This window comes from Shewanella phaeophyticola (genome assembly GCF_025398315.1).
GTDB classification, from domain to species: domain Bacteria; phylum Pseudomonadota; class Gammaproteobacteria; order Enterobacterales; family Shewanellaceae; genus Shewanella; species Shewanella phaeophyticola.
On the sequence record NZ_JAODOQ010000001.1, the window covers coordinates 4522586 to 4540504 of the forward strand.

14 protein-coding genes are annotated in these 17919 nt (G+C 40.5%); 12 read left to right on the plus strand and 2 right to left on the minus strand.

Annotated features, from left to right (window positions below):
• The first annotated feature begins 802 nt into the window (after positions 1–802).
• The 6 genes from N4T56_RS21065 to N4T56_RS21090 all read left to right on the plus strand — a co-directional run bounded on the left by N4T56_RS21065 (position 803) and on the right by N4T56_RS21090 (position 9390).
• The gene (locus tag N4T56_RS21065) at positions 803–1234 is read left to right on the plus strand and encodes a nuclear transport factor 2 family protein (protein ID WP_261734571.1); all 432 of its coding nucleotides are present in this window, start codon (positions 803–805) and stop codon (positions 1232–1234) included.
• Positions 1235–1309: 75 nt separating this feature from the next.
• Complete coding sequence (locus tag N4T56_RS21070; protein ID WP_261734572.1) at positions 1310–1960, plus strand: YdbC family protein; 651 nt, start codon at positions 1310–1312, stop codon at positions 1958–1960.
• 489 nt (positions 1961–2449) lie between these two features.
• Positions 2450–3673 carry an efflux RND transporter periplasmic adaptor subunit gene (locus tag N4T56_RS21075; protein WP_261734573.1) on the plus strand — a complete coding sequence of 408 codons (1224 nt, stop codon included), beginning with the start codon at positions 2450–2452 and terminating at the stop codon, positions 3671–3673.
• Complete coding sequence (locus N4T56_RS21080; RefSeq protein WP_261734574.1) at positions 3673–6822, plus strand: efflux RND transporter permease subunit; 3150 nt, start codon at positions 3673–3675, stop codon at positions 6820–6822. The genes N4T56_RS21075 and N4T56_RS21080 overlap by 1 nt, the downstream gene beginning before the upstream one ends.
• Complete coding sequence (locus N4T56_RS21085) at positions 6815–8311, plus strand: efflux transporter outer membrane subunit (protein ID WP_261734575.1); 1497 nt, start codon at positions 6815–6817, stop codon at positions 8309–8311. Before N4T56_RS21080 ends, N4T56_RS21085 begins: the two co-directional genes overlap by 8 nt.
• Positions 8312–8895: 584 nt before the next feature.
• Complete coding sequence (locus N4T56_RS21090; protein WP_261734576.1) at positions 8896–9390, plus strand: DUF2238 domain-containing protein; 495 nt, start codon at positions 8896–8898, stop codon at positions 9388–9390.
• A 234-nt stretch (positions 9391–9624) separates the two neighbouring features.
• Here N4T56_RS21090 and N4T56_RS21095 read toward each other — a convergent pair whose 3' ends face one another.
• The gene (locus N4T56_RS21095; protein WP_261734577.1) at positions 9625–10404 is read right to left on the minus strand and encodes an acetoin reductase; all 780 of its coding nucleotides are present in this window, start codon (positions 10402–10404) and stop codon (positions 9625–9627) included.
• An 810-nt stretch (positions 10405–11214) separates the two neighbouring features.
• On the opposite strand from N4T56_RS21095, the gene N4T56_RS21100 reads away from it, so the two are divergent.
• Complete coding sequence (locus N4T56_RS21100; protein WP_261734578.1) at positions 11215–11994, plus strand: sulfite exporter TauE/SafE family protein; 780 nt, start codon at positions 11215–11217, stop codon at positions 11992–11994.
• A gap of 56 nt (positions 11995–12050) precedes the next feature.
• Here the strand turns inward: N4T56_RS21100 and N4T56_RS21105 are convergent, their stop codons facing one another.
• Positions 12051–12917: a DMT family transporter gene (locus N4T56_RS21105; RefSeq protein ID WP_261734579.1), complete on the minus strand. Its 867-nt coding sequence runs from the start codon at positions 12915–12917 to the stop codon at positions 12051–12053.
• A gap of 544 nt (positions 12918–13461) precedes the next feature.
• Here N4T56_RS21105 and N4T56_RS21110 point away from each other — a divergent pair.
• The 5 genes from N4T56_RS21110 to N4T56_RS21130 all read left to right on the plus strand — a co-directional run bounded on the left by N4T56_RS21110 (position 13462) and on the right by N4T56_RS21130 (position 17915).
• A complete protein-coding gene (locus N4T56_RS21110; protein ID WP_261734580.1) occupies positions 13462–14625 on the plus strand; it encodes a hypothetical protein in 1164 nt (387 codons plus the stop codon).
• Positions 14626–14639: 14 nt separating this feature from the next.
• Positions 14640–15044 (plus strand): TerB family tellurite resistance protein, encoded by a 405-nt coding sequence (locus tag N4T56_RS21115; RefSeq protein ID WP_261734581.1) that lies wholly within the window; start codon positions 14640–14642, stop codon positions 15042–15044.
• 47 nt (positions 15045–15091) lie between these two features.
• Positions 15092–15979 (plus strand): DNA repair protein, encoded by an 888-nt coding sequence (locus N4T56_RS21120; RefSeq protein ID WP_261734582.1) that lies wholly within the window; start codon positions 15092–15094, stop codon positions 15977–15979.
• 11 nt (positions 15980–15990) lie between these two features.
• A complete protein-coding gene (locus N4T56_RS21125) occupies positions 15991–16755 on the plus strand; it encodes a hypothetical protein (RefSeq protein WP_261734583.1) in 765 nt (254 codons plus the stop codon).
• Positions 16756–16943: 188 nt separating this feature from the next.
• The gene (locus tag N4T56_RS21130) at positions 16944–17915 is read left to right on the plus strand and encodes a hypothetical protein (RefSeq protein WP_261734584.1); all 972 of its coding nucleotides are present in this window, start codon (positions 16944–16946) and stop codon (positions 17913–17915) included.
• Positions 17916–17919 lie beyond the last annotated feature (4 nt).

Here is a 17919-nt window from a genome sequence, read left to right on the forward strand (position 1 = left end):
TGCATGACTTCGAAAGAGAACAACTATTCATTCAGTCATACGCCTTGTTTAAGCCCTTTTAAATTCTCGCTGAGAGATCATTTACTAACGTGGAATGGTATTAGATTTCCGTTCGAGTAATAGTGTCACTTTTTATATTTAAAAGTTAGTCATCGATCTGTTAGCCCTAGCGAGATAAGCGCTTCATCGGCATATTGTAACCAAGTACCTACGGGTGTTTTAAGAATCCAAGGAGCAATAACAAATGATCCTGTTGTTTCTTTGCCATCTTGCATAAAGTATAAGCAATAACGTATAACAATTAATCTAAACAGGTTATCGATTTAGTCCAACAAACAGTTTATTCCTTTGAAAAAATGCAAGGTACAAATACTAAAATGTTTCGTGTTTATTATTTTGAAAGAGGTGTCACTTTTTGAAGTGTTTAGTTAGCAGGGTTGTTGGATTTTTTTGCCCTTGATCTTTAATATGCAAGTGGCACTTGATGCAGATTCTATGGTGGAGAAGGCTTTCATTCTATTGATGACGCTAGGCCTTGTGATTTTTCTAGAATATCAATTGTTTAACAGTCGAAAAAATGGCGAGATATATTTTCGAGGGATCATTTCATCAAGCGATAGTTTTAGCTTTAATTCTGCTCAGATAAGTTATGCTGTGATGAGTGGTTTTATTGTGTCATACATTCTGCTGTTGATAGTGAAGTAAAATCAGCCTGTTACAAAACTAATCACAGAATGCTTAACCACCTTTATTGACATCAATAATCAGCAGATTTTTACAGTGTTTATATTATGGGGAATTTATGCAAACTTTAAGATTGTTCGCGTTAACTTGGCTATTAATATTTACTCCTTTTGTTCATTCTAACGAACTGACAGAGCCTCATATTCAAACCGTTGAACGCTTTATTACTGCTTTTAATCAGCACGACAGTAATGCGATGGCAAAATTCGTTGCAGATGATATTGAGTGGCTAAGTATTGCTGATGAGCAGCTCATTGCAGAAGCAAGAGGCAAGCAGAACTTAATTGACAGTATGAATGCTTATTTTACATCTTGTCCTACATGCCGTTCGGTACTTTCTGATGTATTTTCGACAACAAATAGAGTGAGCGCAGTAGAGGTTGCTAGCTGGCAAGGGCAAGATGGTCTCAAGTCGCAGCGGGCTATATCTGTATATGAATTCTCTGAAGGATTAATTAACCGTGTCTACTACTTTCCCGCAGAAAAATAGAATTGAAAATAATGTGGATGTTAATTAAAAAAATAACCTAATAATCAACAGTAAATCGAATATTAAGGACTTCATTTGACGATTGCGAAATTGATTATTTGTGGTGTTGATGACAACAAGAAAGATGATTTCTCTACTAGTCAATGTTCGTGGCATCAACTGTCTAATTGTGAAGGATTTTGTGGGCAAGCGGGTGGATGGGACATTTCATCAAGTACGGCAACGATTCTTGGTTTTTGGGCGTCTCAAGCCCATGTGGATGAATTTATGAAAACCACCCATGATGAGATCTTTGAACACAATAAACAGCAAGGTACCTATAACAATTGCGCTGTTAATTACTACAAATTAATGTCTACCACTTTAGGGGTAAATGTAGACATTTTTCATGGTGGGTTATTGAGTATTACCCACTGTTCTGGAGTCAGCAGCATGGATCCGTTTACTCAAGAACAACAGATCATGTGTAACCCTCAACTATCACAGCAACTTGGCATATTAAGCGCTCGTATTTGGCGGCATATTACTCTAGAGGATAACTATATGCTTGTAACGCATTGGGTATCTAAGCAGGCTCATGAGCAATATCTTAAGGGGCAGCTTTTTACATTGAGATCGCCAACAAGCTCGCCAGATTGCTTAGAAACAATATCCAGTAGCATCATTGAGCTTGAAACATTATGGAGCGTTGCGCCAAACAAATCGATTAACTGGAAAGCGCAATAAGCTGCAGGCTCTAATTAGACGCAATTAGGTCGTGTTTATGTTTACGGTAGCTTATTGTTCTAATTAAAAATAGATGTAGCAGTGGATAAACATTATTTTGAATGATTTAGTGCTTTAAGATGAGTCGAGTCTTGAATCAATTTTGTTATCTGTATTTGGGTTTTATATAGGTTTGAATTTAAACACAATGATAGAGGCTGAGGATAATCTAGTTTCGCTAACTTCTTTATTTGATGCTTTTTTATTCGCTGTTAAGATAAAGATCTTATCAGTATTTTCAATATGCATTTAAAAATATGCGGCTATTAAATCTGCAATTTATGTAACACACCCCTTGCTGTGTTTGAGGTTTAAACTTACACTGGTATCAGAGTGTAATTTTAATATCTTGCTGTTTTTTATTGATATTTTATAAGAGTAAATCAAGCGAAATAAAATGAAGTTAAAGTAAGTTAATACCGTTCACCATAAAGGATTTAGGGTATAGATATGACAAACTTTTTCATCCCCAAAACTCTCTCCATTGCGCTGCTCGTTTCTGCTGCGATATTGTCAGGCTGTGAAAAGCCAGTACCTATGATCACGCCTAAATTGGTCGTTGTCGAACAAGTTCATACTGCTACGGTTCCTTTATTCGGCAACTATGTAGGCGTAACTCAAGCTTCATTAGATGTTGAGGTTAGGGCTCGAGTGGATGGTTTTGTACAAAATAAAAGTTTTATTGAAGGCAGCCCAGTTAAAGAAGGTGATCTGTTATACAGCATTGATAATCGTCCTTATTTAGCGGTTGTAAATAGGCTCAAAGCCAATGTTGAATCACAGCAATCTGTGTTAGATAAATCCAGACGAGATGTTGAACGTTTAAAGCCACTTTATGAACAAGATGCAGCTAGCCAACTTGATTTTGATAATGCTATCTCAATTCTCTCGCAGGCAAAATCAAGTCTTGCAGCTAGTAAAGCTGAACTTGACGAGGCTGAACTAGAGTTAAGTTATACCGAAATAACTGCACCTATTTCTGGACTTGTTAGTCGCTCAGAAGTGGATATTGGTGCTTTAGTTGGTAGCAGTGGTCAGTCTTTATTAACTCGCGTAAAGCAAGTAGATCCAATATACGTCACATTTAATATGTCAGCTTTGGATTATCTCAATGCTCGCCGACGTTTTACGAGCAACTCCGCGCAGAAAGTAGCCGAGGCAGAGGGCAAAGCCGTCGAAGGTTTTGTCACCATTACACTTCCTGACGACACCCAATATCGTTATCTGGGTGATGTTGGTTTTACTGATCCCTCTGTTAATCCAGAAACAGGTACATTTCAAGTAAGAGCTGAATTACCCAATCCCAATAGAGAGTTACTTCCTGGTCAATATACGAATGTGCGTATGAAGCTCAATGAAGTGCATAACGCGATTGTTATACCGCAAAAAGCCACTCAAGTAGAGCAAGGTGGGGTTTATGTTATGGTGGTTTTACCCACTAATAAAGTTGAGCGTCGTTTTATTGTAATTGAACATCAGGGCAATATGGGTGTTGTGGTAAGGAGCGGTTTAAAAGCGGGTGAATTAGTTATTGTAGAAGGTATGCATCGTGTCCGCCATGGTCAACTGGCTGAGCCATTAACTGCGGAGCAATATCATGAAAGAGAAGATATTATTTTAAAAGAGCAAGCGCTTAAGCAACAGGCATTAGAGCAAGAACAGGAGCAAAACTGATGGCTCAGTTTTTTGTCAATCGTCCTGTTTATGCTTGTGTGATCTCAATAGTCATCGTATTACTTGGCCTTATCGCCATGTTTCAATTGCCTATTGATCAATATCCCTACATTACCCCACCACAAGTTAAAGTGTCTTCGTCATATCCTGGTGCAACATCGACAACGGCAGCGGAGTCGGTGGCCACACCATTGGAGCAAGAGCTTAACGGCTTGCCCAATATGATCTACATGAGTTCAAAAAGCACAAATTCGGGCAGCGCCAATGTCACTATTACGTTCGATGTTGGTACGGATCCCGACCTTGCTGCTGTCGATGTACAAAATTCAACTCAGCAAGCAACCGGCAGCTTACCTATAGACGTACAAACCGAAGGCGTTTCTGTATCTAAAGAAGCTTCTGTTGAGCTGCTTAAGCTTGCTTTGACTTCTAGTGATGAGCGTTATGATGAAATTTATTTGAGTAATTATGGCACGATTAATATTGAATCAGCTCTTAAACGTATTCCTGGCGTGGGGCGGGTTCGTAATACTGGCGCACGAAGTTATTCAATGCGTGTCTGGTTGCGACCAGATACCATGGCCGGTTATGGCTTAACCACTGCAGATGTTATCAGTGCTATCAAAGCACAAAACAAAGAATCTCCAGCGGGGACTATTGGCTCTCAACCTAATAGTGATGCGCTCAGCATGACCATGCCTATTACGGCAGAGGGACGCATGAACAGTGTTCCTCAGTTTAACGAAATTATTGTTCGAGCCAATAATGATGGTTCACTCATTCGTCTGCGAGATATTGCTCAGATAGAATTAGGTTCATCTTCTTACACATTACAATCACAACTCAACGGGGCTAATGCAACCGTCTTACAGGTGTATCTATTACCTGGAGCAAATGCCTTAGAAGTCACTAAAAATGTTAAGAAAGAGATGGCTAAACTGGCTGAAAAATTTCCACAAGGTATGAATTGGGAAGTCTTTTTCGATGCCTCCATTTTTATCGAAAACTCAATCAATGAAGTGGTAAAAACGCTGGTTGAAGCACTTTTTCTGGTTATCTTGGTGGTATATCTGTTTTTACAGAACGTGCGCGCAACGTTAATTCCTGCGATTGCAGTTCCCGTATCGTTAATTGGCACTTTAGCGGCTTTGCTGGCCTTTGGATTTACCATTAATACGGTGAGTTTACTGGCTCTGGTGCTGGCCATTGGTATTGTTGTTGATGATGCTATTGTGGTGGTTGAGAACGTAGAACGATTAATGAATGAAAATGGCCTCTCGTCAGTTGAGGCCACACGAGCCGCGATGGAAGAGCTTTCAGGTGCGCTGATTGCGACAAGCTTAGTGCTGGCTGCAGTGTTTGTTCCCGTGTCATTCTTGGCTGGGATCACCGGTATTATGTACCGTGAATTTGCTGTTGCAATAACCGTGGCAGTGTTAATTTCTACGATTGTTGCACTCACGCTCTCACCTGCGTTATGTGCCTTATTGCTTAAACCTGACGATAAACCCACATCTGGATTCTTCAAATGGATGAACGACAAACTTGATAGCAGTACCCGTAAATATTCCGCGCTAGTATCGCTTACTACTAAGCATGCAAAACGCAGTTATTTGTTGTTTGCGCTGATGGTTGGCGGTGTTTATCTCATTATGTCTACTTTGCCATCAAGCTTTATGCCGGATGAAGATCAAGGTCGATTTTTTATCGATATGACTTTACCGGATGGCGCAACCGTCAATCGCACTCAAGCAGTATTGAAAAAAGCTGAAGCATATGTGTTGGCTAACCCCGCTATTGCATATTCATTTACACTTGCAGGTGAGAATAAACGCTCGGGTTCGAATCAAGCGAATGGTCAGTTTGAAATTATTCTTAAACCTTGGGCTGTTCGAGCAGAAAACGACGCTACGGTACAAAAGGTGATGAAAGAGGTTAGTTCGTCATTACAAAACATATTAGAAGCCGATTTTAACCTCTATTTACCCTCAGCCGTGCCAGGGCTTGGAAATGGTTCAGGGGTTGAGATGGAGTTGCAAGATACTTCTGGAACTAACTTCAAAGGCTTAATGGAAACCGCTGATGAACTGGTTGAAGCACTCAAACTGCAACCAGAAATTGCTACTGCAAGCTTGTCATTACAGAGTGCTATTCCTCAGCTTCATCTTACTGTTGATGAAGCCAAGGCGATGGCTATTGGTGTGAATGTTGCCGATATTTATAGCACCATTAAAACGTTTACAGACTCATCTACGGTCAATGACTTTAATTTATTTGGCCGGGTTTATAGGGTCAAAGTGCAAGCAGAAGAGGAATATCGTCAATTTCCAGAACAGATAAAGGATTACTATATACGCTCCAGCACTGGTGCCATGGTGTCTATAGGAGTATTAGCAAAGTATGAGTACTCCGTCTATCCTGCGGCAGTGACGCATTATAATTTGTTTAGCAGTGCTTCTATCAATGCAACCCCTGGACAAGGTTATGCCTCTGGTGATGTCATTAAAGCCATTGATCGTGTGGCTAAACCTATGTTACCTAATGAATTCAGTTACGAATGGACGGGTATTACTTACCAAGAAGTTCAATCAGCAAATCAAACCAGTATTGCAGTGGGTCTGGCCATGGTATTTGTGTTTTTGTTTCTTGCTGCGCTTTACGAGAGTTGGACCATTCCTATTGCGGTGTTATTAATTGCACCTATTGCCATGCTTGGCGCCTCTCTAGGGACGTTAGTCAGTGGCATGGAAAGTAACTTATTTTTCCAAGTTGCTTTTATTGCGCTCATCGGTATGGCCGCCAAAAACTCAATCTTGATTGTTGAGTTTGCCAACCAACTTCATAAAGAAGGTAAGAGCCGTGTTGATGCGGCTTTAGAAGCGGCAACGATGCGTTTTAGACCTATTTTAATGACTTCTATTGCCTTTATTCTTGGGGTCTTACCGCTGGTGTTATCTGTAGAGCCTGGTGCTGTGAGTAGGCAAAGTATATCAATTCCAATTCTGTGTGGGATGATATTTGCCACCACGATTGGCATTGTGATGGTACCGTTATTTTTTGTCACCACGGCGGGATGGCTGAAATCTAAAATAAACATTGATGTTAGTCAATCCAATCTAGTGACAACAAAGGAGACTGATAATGTATAACGCTCAAGCATTTTCAAGGTCTCAGTGGTTGACACATATTATGTTATCAATTGGATTGAGCTTGTTTTTGGCTAGTTGTGCAATGGCACCTGATTATCAAAAACCGGAGCTTGGACTACCCACCCAATATCATAGCGACTTAGCTCAAGTTTCACAGAGTAATCTTGGTTTATCAAATTGGAAAGAATTCTACTTAGACCCAGATCTTCAAGTACTTATTACTCATGCTTTAGCGCAAAACTTAGATTTGGAGTCGGTTCGGTCACGTTTGATTGCTGCACGTTCTCAAGTTACGATCACCGATGCTGCGTTATATCCAACCTTGGAGTTAGGGCTTGATGCAGAGCGTTCGGTCGACAGTGGAATCACCAATACCGATCCTGATCATAGCAATGAATTTACCTTTGAAGGTACGGTATCTTGGGAGCTTGATATTTGGGGGGCTAACCAACGCCGAAGTGAAGCTGAGTATGCGCGCTTTTTGTCAGCTCAAGATACGCTAAACCTTGCTGTGATAAGCCTTATTAGTGATGTTGCTAGCCGCTATTATGAGTGGCTAGATATTGAACAGCGCTACCAAATATCATTGAATACCGTCAATATTCGTAAAAAAGAACGCGATTTGGCTCGGTTACGTAAGCAAAATGGTGTGATCTCAGGGTTAGAGGTTCGTCAGGCTGAAGTGGAATACCAGAGTGCTAAAGTGACCCTGCCGAATTTAGATTTTGAGCGCCAAGAAAAATCGAATCAATTGAAGATCTTACTCGGAGAATTTATTTATCCATTAGAGATTAAAACCGTAACCGAATTTAACACAGATATTCAATTATTTCCGAATAGCTTTAGTGTGGGAGTTCCATCGCAGATGTTATCCCAACGACCAGATGTTAATGCTGCAGAGCAAGCATTAATCGCCGCGAATGCGAATGTAGGCATCGCTAAAACAGCATTTTTCCCAACGTTTACCATCACTGGAAGCTATGGTACCGAGACCGATGATCTCAGTCGTATATTCGAAAGTAAAGGCGTTACTTGGTCTTTACTTGGTGGGATTACTGCTCCCATATTTAATGCTGGAAGTATCTCTGCTCAATATCAGGTGTCACAAGAACAGTTTAAGCAGGCTAGCTTGGCTTATCGCAGTACGGTGCTACGAGCATACTTTGAAGTGGCCGATGCCATGAACAGTTTTAGGCGCTCAAAGCTTGCTATTGAAGCTCAGCAAGGTCTGGTCGTAGCATCTAGAGAATATACTCGTTTAGCGACGCTCAGATACCGTAACGGGGTATCCAGTTCGTTAGATTTAATGGATGCTCAACGAAGTTTGTTTAGTGCAGAGTTAACCCTAAGCCAAGTAAAGCGTGATCGCTTATTATCAATGATTACTCTATATCGGGCATTAGGTGGTGGGGTATTATCGCAACAAGAATTAATGAAAATCCATAGTCCTGAAAAGGTAGGGGGAGCCAAGGAAAACAAAGGGATATAACTTTTTATCCACAAATGTAGAGCCATTATTCATTTCTACCCGAAAGGGTTAAAAATATAACACTCGAATAATATAAACCTTACATGATGATTTTCATTTTTCTTGTATTGGTGTTTGTGATTGTGGAGTAAATGGTGAGAATGTTATACATAGGGTTATTGTAGAAAAATAAAGCGTATTATCATTATTCATCTATAAATGCATTGAGCAATCTACTAAGTGTATGCAAAACCATTGTTATCAATGCATTGTGTCGTATTGAAAGAATAAATTTGTTATGTGTGTGCGCAAGTGTTTGTTGTCTTACTGTTTGTGACAGTGATTAGATGCGATTGAACCTCAAATTCAATGACGAGGGCTTACGACCTCATAACAATACCTTAATTCAGAATGGCTAAAAATATTATGGAACATAAACGATATTTTCTAACCCTTTCGGTCATCTTTGGAATTGAATGCTTAGTCATTTCTATATCGCCTTATAATCGAGCCGATTGGGCGCTTGAAAATGTACTAGTTGTCTTTTCTGCTATTTTTATTTTTTTACTTATAAAAAATGCCCATTATCGCGCCTCTCTTATAGTTTGATATTTGTATTTATGAGCTTACATGAAATTGGTTCATATTATACTTATTCCAATGTCCCCTATGATGAATTTCTAACGTCGTATTTTAATTTTAGCCTTAATGAATATATGGGCTGGAGCCGGAATAACTTTGATAGATTGATTCATTTCGCATACGGTTTTTTACTGGCATACCCTGTTAGAAATTTATATTGTCAAATTGCTGGGGTGAAAGGCTTTTGGAGCTATTTCACGCCTTTAAACCTCATTATGGCTACATCAATGTTATATGAATTAGTTGAGTGGGGCGCCGCTGAGACATTTGGTGGCGAGCTAGGAATGGCGTATTTAGGCACTCAGGGAGATATTTGGGATGCACATAAAGATATGGCAATGGCAAGTCTTGGCGGCTTTATTGCAATGGCGATGACGCTTTTTATCCATTCTCAAATTCAGAAAGACTTTCGAGAACAATGGCGATTAAGTTTAACGGTAAAACATAACGGGGATTAATCGGGGACAAAACCTTAGTTTGGAACTTGATAAGCAATAGACATGCTCACCTAAGATGAGTGTTAATTAGCATCGAGTCTATTATCACCATCTATTATCACATTGTTGTTAACCGTAGAGCTAAAAACTGCAGGCTATGTTGATACTCTCAATATTAGCCCACAATTTTTAGCCCATATAACCCAAGACCCAGTAAAATACAGAATCCTGCATTTCGAAAGCATTTGGTTATTGTTAACGGTAAACCAGGCCACCATCAATCAGCGGTGCTTGGCCTGTCATATAATCAGAGTCTGGATCTGCTAAATAAGACACAAAGTTGGCGACATCTACTGGTGTTTGTGCACGACCAAGTGCAATACCATCTACGTATTTTTTATAGGTTTCCCCTATTGGTGCGCCAGTAATTTCAGAAAAACGTTTATCAATTTCGACCCACATATCGGTTCCTACCACTCCAGGGCAATAAGCATTGACTGTAATTCCTGCGCTAGCATATTCCTGTGCTGCAGCCTGAGTTAATGCGCGCACTGCAAATTTGGTTGCCGAATAGGCGCCCAGTAAAGCAAATCCGTTGTGGCCAGCAATAGAAGATGCGCTGATAATTTTACCTTTTTGCTTACGTTCGATGAATTTTTTAGCTGCTGCTTGAATGCCCCAAAGGGTTCCGTCTACGTTGATCTTTTGGATTTTATCCATTTCTTCTTGGGTAATATCTGCAATGGCTTGAACTTGTGCAATACCGGCGTTATTGACCATAATATCAAATCCACCTAAAGCTTTTTCTGCATGTTCTATGGCGGCATACACTTGTTTCCGGTCACTAACATCTGCTTTAAAAGTAGTTGATTTTCGACCTAAGGCATCTACTTCAAGCGAGACTGCGAGCATTTTTTCTTCGTTTAGATCAACGATGGCAATATCCGCTCCATCTTTTGCTAAACGAAGCGCAATGGCGCGTCCAATGCCTTGACCTGCGCCTGTGACGAGCGCAACTTTTCCTTGTAATGACATATTTGACTCCTTTTGTGATAAGACAATAGCGAAGACATGTAAATCGCCTTCTTAATAACCAATTGAATAATTATCTTACGAGGGGGATGCAGAATAAAAGTAGATATAGATCAATTACAGTCGGCATAATGGCGAAAGATTAAACATGTTTAATCTTCTAAAAAGGCCTCTTAGTTCACTGATGAATATGTCGATATTACGATAGGCTGCAATCGCCTTTTTAATTTTTTATCTAATTAACTTTTTTGTTTAAACATAATCGATTATGGCGATGTTATAAGAGCAGCTCTGCTAGGGTCTGTTGATCTTTCAAGATTGTTTTTGCAGCGAATTGTTGGTCATTACTCATATACAAGTGCGCGGCAGAGACTTTGAGGTGTAGTTATTCTACATAAAAAGTCGATAACGCAGTAAAAATGGCCAACAAACGCTGCCTGAAAGGTTCGGCTAAAAACGTTTTACTCTTTGTTGAATGATTCTTTGCAAATAAAGAGTTGCTTAGATGACTAGGCATCAATCCATTCGCCTCGATTAAAACGTTTTTAACTCGAACAAAATTCAAACAGCAAAGATCAACAGACCCTAGTAAACGTTAAGCAAATTGAATTTTTGTTGTTAATACGGTTGCCGCAATCCATATTGAATAAGATGATGTTGTTAGAGGCTTTATTTTGAGCCTAACGATATGAGCAGGCTGTATAGATGTTATAAATAATTCATTTTAAAACAATATTTCGTGTAAAAATACCACAGTAGTCCTAACGAAAAGTTGAGTATGAGGTAGCGATGTTACAACCAGAATGGATAGCGTTGTTTTTATTATTAGGCTCTTTTGTTGGTTTTATGGCTGGACTATTAGGTATCGGTGGTGGTGGGATTTTAGTGCCGGTATTAACATCGATATTTCTATTCAATGGTATAGCGACTGATCATGTTGTGCACTTAGCTTTAGGCACATCAATGGCTTGTATGGTTATTACTACTTTTTCAAGTTTCCGCTCTCACAATGCCAAAGGTGCCGTTGTATGGTTAGCCGTTAAAGGAATGGTCTTTGGCATTATTTTGGGGACATTTTCAGCAACGTTTTTAGCCTCATATTTAAGCTCATTATTTCTGGGGATCTTTTTTGCGTTGTTTATGGCATTTGTATCAAGCCAAATGTTTTTAAATAAAAAACCAAAGCCATCAAGAGAATTGTCGGTGCCTACTGGGTTGTTTGCTGCGGGGTTCGGTATTGGATCAATATCTGCGTTGGTGTCAATTGGCGGTGGCTCTTTAACTGTTCCTTATCTAACTTGGCAAAACATTGAAATTAAAAAAGCAATCGGTACCTCTGCCGCAATTGGGTTGCCTATCTCTGTTGTAGGAACGGTTGGTTATTTAATTAATGGTTGGCACTATTCTTCACCTAATGATTACATTTTGGGTTATGTATATTTACCGGCGGTAGTGTTAATTTCGCTAACTAGTTTTATAACTGCCCCCTTGGGTGCAGGATTTGCACATAAATTACCCGTATCAATATTAAAGAAAATATTTGCTGTTTTACTCATTACACTGAGTATTAAAATGTTGGTTTCAATTATGTGAAGTAACATCAATGCTTGTATTCGGTAAAGTATGAAAGCTGAATGCAATCTAAAGAGTTATTGTAATACTTTGCGTTTACGTGTTTGGCTGAGCGTGTAAACGCCGCTGACCACAACGAGTAGGCTTCCAAGTAGCGTCATGACATCAGGTGATTCACCAAATATGAATATGCCCAATGCTAATGCAAATAATAAGCGGGTGTAGCGAAAGGGTGCGATGACCGACACGTCGCCTGCGCGCATGGCGATGGTAAGGGCATTATAAGCCGCGACGCCAAAAATAATTGCGCCGACGATTTGCAGTGATGTGATGGCGTTAAGCTGTGTTGGCTCATTTTGATATAACTGAATGGCGATCCCAGCGGGGATTAATACAAAAAATCCGTATACCCCAAGCTGCATGTTCGATAATACAGGCGGCGCTGCGCGAGTGGCTAAATCGCGGCCGGCAAAGCCTAGGGTTGCAATAACCGCTAATAAAGACGTGGCTTCAAAACCTTCAAGCCCGGGGCGAATAATCATTAATACTCCGATAAACCCCACCAGTACCGCAAGCCATCTTTTAACCCCTACATGTTCACCAAACAATAATGCCGCGCCTATCATGGCTATCAACGGCGTGGCTTGTAATATTGCTGAGGCACTGGATAGTGGCGTTAGCGTAATGGCTAAAGCAAAGGTAAATCGCCCGATCACTTCACAGCTTGCACGGATTAAAATCGGAGTTGTTATGATGGCGGGATGAATAATTCTTTCGCCTTTACGCCACGTTAACAACATAAAAATCAGCATGCCGCCGAGACCAAATAACGCCAGAATTTGCCCTAAAGAGGTGGTTTGTGCTGCGGCCTTAATCAGCATGTCTTCAATGGCAAAAGCGGCCATTGCAACAACCATGTAGAGACTGCCTTTGGTATTGTTCAAAGTGACACCTATTGGAAAGTAACGCGATAACAGCAACTTGATAAACAACCCTAAATGACTTTTGCGATTAGGCATAGGTAATTTTATTAATGTATTACTTTTTATCGCCTAAGCTGTGCTGATTACAGCTTAGTTGGCGTTTTTTATTGCCGATAACTTAATATTTACATTCTGTGCAAAGAGGCTGCCCCTGTAATCCCATAATGTATATCGGGTAATTATTCGTGCAAAAAGGCAAAGGGTACTTGGTTTTATTTCGCAGTGAAAAATTTGGTTATTTTTTCTTATTCCTTGTCCTGTATCACTTTTTTGGTCTCCGCTCTTGTAGTTATCCGCTTTTGTACGTATGAATAATGTAGAATGTTGATACACACTTAAAGTGGATAGGATCTGTATTGACGCTATGTCATTTCTCCATGGCGATTTATTAGATCCCGACTCTCACTGTTATTTATTCATCGAACATTTTGGGATTTGATCTCTTCATTCCAATTATTCATTGAGCTAAACGCTTAGTCTTTTACTTGTCACGAATGGAAAAACAATGGAAATCAGTTTAACGCACGTACTCATAGCGGCGGTAGGAATGGGATTCTTGGTCATTATCGTCCAAGTTATATTGTTTAATAAAATGAAGGTTATGCAAAAGGATGTGTCGCAGCAAAGCAATGATGCCAATGCACTGCTGTCTAGTACGATAGAAGCCATACCTAATTTGGTTCAAGCGCAAATCCACACAGGCGTTGCTGAAATAACCACGGCTGTTGAGGCTTATCAAAATAAAAGCCTGCAATCATTTAAGGCGGTTAATCAACTTATTTTAACCAAACTACAAGAGACACAGACTGAAAATACCAATTTGTATAGTCAGTTACAGACATTGATTGAGCAATTTAAGCTGGTATCGAGCCAGTCTGCCGAATTACAGCAACAAACCTTATCGACCGTTGTCACTCAGCTGGGCAGTAACCATAACGAAGCACAAACCAGCATTAAAGAAACCCGTGGTCAATTAGACACTGCTTTACAGGATTCGCTATCTAAAGTCTTAGCTCAGCTGGGCAGTAACCATAACGAAGCACAAACCAGCATCAACGAAACCCGTGGTCAATTGGACACTGCTTTACAGGATTCGCTTTCGAAAGTCTTAGCTCAGCTGGGCAGTCAACATGGTGAGATGCAAAACCATGTTAATGAAGCCAACCGTCAGCTGAACACAGCGATAAAGCATGCTCAGGTTGAAGTTGGCAAAGAATCAAACAAACTCCTGTTTACCTACAAACAACAACAGTTAGCTAATTTAGAGACCTTGTCTGGTTTAATTCAAAACTTGCGGGTGCAAAATCTGGTTGAGCTGACTAATGAGCTCGCTCAGCATACCGAGCTAACCGTCGACACCCAAGATTTTGTTAAACACTTAGGCGAATGCAAAGTGGTTAAGGTTGAAGATAAACACAGCGGCCAAGTGACTCAGATATATTACGAAAATGGCGTAAAACACAGTAGCGATACTTTATTGGGCGAACAGCTTAAATATCAGATGTTTTATGATCATGACGGCAAGCTGGTTAAGGGCGTTGAGTATGATGATCAGCAGCGAGTGAGTTTTGAGTATTTATATGACGCTGCCGGCGAAATTAACCAGCGTGTTGAATTCGCTTATGATGCCAACGGCAAGCAAGCCGAACCCATTAGTAAAGTTTATTAGAGTAAGGTGACTTAATGTATTTGAGTGAACTATCTGTAGCAGAGCGTAAAAATTTCCTAGAGCTGGCTTATTGCACCATGGGGCTCAACGGCAGCTACAAAGAACAAGAAAAAGCCATTTTCGAATCATTCACCCATGAATGTGGTATGCCAAGTTATCAACTGAAAAAACAAGATGATATCGATGGGGTGATTAAGTTATTAACCCGGAGCGAGGTGAAAAACCGCCGGATTATTTTAGTGGAGTTATTTGGCATTGTGTTGGCCGATAATGAGTTTTGTGACAGTGAAACTGAGTTTATGTTCAAGCTGGCTGCAGCATTTGATATTGCAGAGTTTGAGCTTAAGCGATTACAACGCTGGGTTGAAGCGATGAATGACCTAGTGCATGAAGGTTTTAGTCTTATTATGAAGGATTAATCTATGTTTGGACGGATTGGAAGCTGGCCTCGAGTAAGATAAGCAGCATGGTCGACAAGGCTGTTGAAGTCGGTCGCAAGGTCATCGATAAAGTCGTTGAAAAGGGCGCCAAGTGCTGGAACGCTTTTACTGGCAAAACCACCTTTGATAAAGCTGAGCAACTGTATCAAGAGATAACCGAACGTTACGACAAGAAAAAGACGCAATATGACCACTCGAGTGCCAAGCTCATCGAGGATATCGACACCAGGGTCAGTGCCATCAACCGCTTTAAGCAAGATATATACGATGTGCAGTTTAGTCGTTTTATCTCGCTGTCTAATCGCTTACACAATGTTACGGTCAAAGGGCAACCGTTTGAAGAATTGTTTAGTGATGCCATTCTTGAAGTTAAAGCCAGTGAGTCGGTTGGTCAAAGAGAAGCGCTATTTTTAATCGATTTTAACAAATTTGATTTGGTGCGAGTAGCTTCATACGTGCTTACTTTGGGCTTTTACTCGCGCAAAAAAGCCAAGCAAACTCTACTTAAAGTGCAGGAAGAAGAAGCACGCATTAATGAAGAAATTGCCAAGATGCAATCACATCTACGTCAGCTTGAGGTTGTGGCAAAATCGATCGATAACGTAGTGGAATACTTTGATGTTTTGATTAGTAACTACAGTAAGTTATTAGATCGTTTTGAGTATGGTATTCAAACTCAGCGACACAAACAAATGAGTCAATCAGGCGATATTTTTGCGCATAAACTCGATTTCAGGCTGATCCCTATTGCTCATATTGAGGAGTTTCAGGCGTTGTTTAATTTATCTATCGTGCTTAAGCAAATGGCTAACTTGGGTTACTTGTCCGAGAGCGGCAAGGTTAAGGCCGAAGATAACCAACAGGCCAAAGTCTTATTTGAAAAAGTGGTATCTATTCAGGGTATTGCCGCATAAAGGATTGATTAATGGCGACAAAAAATGACTATGCTCAGCCAGTCATCAGCACAGAGCAAGTATTGAGTGAGCTGCAGGGCTGCTCACCACTGCAAGTGAGTAAGCAACTGATCAACATGGAGTTACATGATCAGCGTGAGTCATTGGCTGTGATGGCGCAAATTTATGATGAATTTGAACAAGGTGGTAATGTCACCGATGAACTTGTTAAGCCGCTGATACTAAACCTTTGTGATGGCTTGCTTTGCATAAAGAAACTGGGGTTAAAGCAGCGTGGCATCACTGCGACTCGCTTGGTGAGCGAGATAAACAACTTTGACTACCAGCGCTCCACAACCACCGAAAAAGACCAACGATTAGAAAAGCAGCGACTCGACGCAGATAGCAAAAGTCATCAAGATGACAAAGGTGAATATGTTCGAACCAAAGCTGATGCGGCATCTCATACTCCAGATAATTATATGGAGGATGTGGGTAAGAAAACGGCTTATACCGATGCCTATTTCTCCGATAAAAAGAGGGTATACAGCGAACTTGAGGTTAATGATAGAGGTGAGCGTAAGCAGCTACGCAGAAACTCGACAAGCTATAATAATGAGCTTAAGGCTAAAGGGTTAAATGCGGTTGAACGTACCTATAATAACGATCATAACCTACCGTTAAAGCATATTTTTGATGAATATGGTTCGTCCAAGGCACTGTCGGTAACCGACCTAAGGCCGCGGCGGGCAGTGCTGATAATTTTGATGTTGTCAGCCAAAAAATTAACAAGATAAAATTAGATTCTAGCTGGAGCGACCTTAAGCAAAAAAGAGATAATCTGAAAGCTAAACCTAAACTTAGTGCGGCCGAAAAGAAAACGCTGGCGAGTCTCGAAACCCACGTTAATGAGGCCACTTGGCATAAAGCGTTAGCGCGTGAGTCTGAAGCGCGTACAGCGGTAGAGTCTCACCTGAACAAAAAGGTGGTAAGCAAACTAACAGCAGACACTAAACTGGTAAAAGGCGAGGCGCTTAAGGCTGGTTCGAAAGCCAAAGATGAGCTGGTTGATGCAGGTATTGGTGAGCTGATTATTTTGGTGGTCAAGGCCGTGAGTTTTGAACTAAAAGACATGTTTCAGAATGGCATTACGCATGATACAGGTTGCTCATCAAGCATTGATGCTTTCTCATTTAGAATGAAACGAGCTCTTAAATACATTACTCGTAATTTGGTGAATATCAGCTTGGGCAGTTTCAAAGATGCTGCGATGAACTTTGTTAAATATCTGGTCAATGCCATTGTCGATATGTTTGTTGGCATATTGAAGAAAGCGCTGAAAATTATCACAGAAGGCTTTAATGCCATTCTTGCATCAATCAAAATTTTGCTGGGAGAATCATCTGGAGCCGAGAAAGCCGATGCCATAACCAAGTTACTTGCCAGTACTGTGGTGACGTATATTGGCTTTGCTTTTGAAGAGTCTGTGCTGGGCTTTATTAATAAGTTACCTTTTGGTGATGTGTTATCTGATGTTGTGATGGTGATGTTTACTGGTATTGCATCAACCGTGGTGGTTTGGCTACTGGACAAGATGGATTTGTTTTCAGTTAAAGACGAAAAGCGCGCTGCACGGATTAAAGAAATCTTCGATATCCGCATACGCCAAATTAAAGAAAACACTGATGCTTTTGAGGCCGCAGCGTTGCAAACCTTAACTCAACAAAAATTACAGTTTAGGCGCATGGCTGAGCGAATGAGTTTGGCGATTGATAGCGATAAAAATGTGAATGCTAGCGTGTATGCTATGGCTGATTTTATGAAGGTGGATCTTGAGATTAACACCACTGATGATTTTATCGCCTTGCTGGTGGCTCAAGACAGCTTAGAGGTGTATGATCCTTTAAATATAACGTACAGGCTTGTGCTGTCCATCACAAGCCTGTTTGCGTTTTAGTGCT

Coding starts and splice junctions, on each gene's coding strand:
- N4T56_RS21110 (WP_261734580.1), top strand. CDS start 13,462: ATGGAAATCAGTTTAACGCACGTACTCATAGCGGCGGTAGGAATGGGA.
- N4T56_RS21080 (WP_261734574.1), top strand. CDS start 3,673: ATGGCTCAGTTTTTTGTCAATCGTCCTGTTTATGCTTGTGTGATCTCA.
- N4T56_RS21115 (WP_261734581.1), top strand. CDS start 14,640: ATGTATTTGAGTGAACTATCTGTAGCAGAGCGTAAAAATTTCCTAGAG.
- N4T56_RS21065 (WP_261734571.1), top strand. CDS start 803: ATGCAAACTTTAAGATTGTTCGCGTTAACTTGGCTATTAATATTTACT.
- N4T56_RS21095 (WP_261734577.1), bottom strand. CDS start 10,404: ATGTCATTACAAGGAAAAGTTGCGCTCGTCACAGGCGCAGGTCAAGGC.
- N4T56_RS21120 (WP_261734582.1), top strand. CDS start 15,092: ATGGTCGACAAGGCTGTTGAAGTCGGTCGCAAGGTCATCGATAAAGTC.
- N4T56_RS21085 (WP_261734575.1), top strand. CDS start 6,815: ATGTATAACGCTCAAGCATTTTCAAGGTCTCAGTGGTTGACACATATT.
- N4T56_RS21075 (WP_261734573.1), top strand. CDS start 2,450: ATGACAAACTTTTTCATCCCCAAAACTCTCTCCATTGCGCTGCTCGTT.
- N4T56_RS21125 (WP_261734583.1), top strand. CDS start 15,991: ATGGCGACAAAAAATGACTATGCTCAGCCAGTCATCAGCACAGAGCAA.